Consider the following 1359-nt stretch of genomic DNA (forward strand, 5'->3'; position numbering starts at 1 on the left):
CCGCCTTGTTGCGGCGGTCTGTTTTGGTTTCAGAACTCTTCCCAGCCGTCGTCTGCGGGCTGTGAAGCCAGCAGTGCTGCGGCCTGTCCGCCTGCGGTGGCCACGCTCTTGAGCGCGGGGCGTGCGGTTGGCTGCTGCGGCCGGGCCGGCGCGGCGGGTGCCGGCGACGAGCTGTTGGCGGCCACGGCGACCTTGCGCGCGGCAGGCTGGCCCGCCTGCGCACCCAGCCGGAACTTGCCCACCAGACGTGCCAGCTCCTCGGCCTCCTGCGCCAGATTGTGGCTGGCGGCCGTCGACTGCTCCACCATCGCAGCGTTCTGCTGCGTCACCTGATCCATCTGGTTGACCGCGCTGTTGACCTCGCCCAGCCCCGTCGACTGCTCGCGCGCCGAAGCCGCGATCTCCGTCACCAGGCCGGTGATCTCGGCCACCTGCGCCACGATCTTCTCCAGCGCCGTGCCCGTCTGCCCGACCAGATCCACGCCCTGGTCGACCTGCTGCGTCGAGGTCGAGATCAGGTCCTTGATCTCCTTGGCCGCTTCCGCAGAGCGCTGCGCCAGCGCCCGCACTTCCGAGGCAACCACCGCGAAGCCCTTGCCGGCTTCACCCGCGCGCGCCGCCTCGACGCCCGCATTCAGCGCCAGAAGATTGGTCTGGAACGCGATCTCGTCGATCACCCCGATGATCTGCCCGATCTGCTGCGACGACTTCTCGATCTGCGCCATCGCCGATACCGCATCGCGCACCACCGCGCCGGACTTCTCCGCGCCGACGCGGGCCTGGCTGGTGACCTCCTGCGCCTTGTGGGCGCCTTCGGCCGTCGTCTTCACCGTCGCCGTGATCTCGTCCAGCGCCGCCGCCGTCTGCTCCAGGCTCGCCGCCTGCTGCTCGGTACGCCGCGACAGGTCGTCGGCCGCCTGGCTGATCTCGCCGGTGCCGTTGCGCATGCCGTCGATCGCGCTCGATATCGTCGCCATCGTCTCCTGCAACTGCGACGCGGTGCGGTTGAAGTCGTCCTTCAGGCGCTGCGCCTCGGGCGAGAACGCCGCAGTGATCCGGTAGGTCAGGTCGCCGTCCGACAGCGCCGACAGGCCCGCCGCCAGCTCGGCGATGGCGACGTGGTCTTCCTCGGCCTTGCGCGCCTTCTCCGCCTCGTTGCGCGCACGCTCCGCCTCGGCCGCCGCACGCGCCTCGCTCGTCTCGCTCTCAAGACGCTGCTTCTGGATGGCGGCGTCCTTGAACACCATCACCGCCTTCGCCATCTCGCCGATCTCGTCGCCGCGATCAACCGCCGGAACCTCGACCGCGTTGTCGCCAGACGCAAGACGACCCATAACACCCGTCAGGGACGTGACGGGC

General features: G+C 69.8%; 1 protein-coding gene. It reads right to left on the reverse strand.

Features of this window, described 5'->3' with window-relative positions; translation table 11 throughout:
• Positions 1-29: 29 nt before the first annotated feature.
• On the reverse strand, positions 30-1359 hold a 1330-nt coding region (locus FY036_RS00120; protein ID WP_148912713.1), incomplete at its 5' end, for a methyl-accepting chemotaxis protein.

This window comes from Neoaquamicrobium microcysteis (genome assembly GCF_008180155.1).
Classification (GTDB): Bacteria; Pseudomonadota; Alphaproteobacteria; order Rhizobiales; family Rhizobiaceae; genus Aerobium; species Aerobium microcysteis.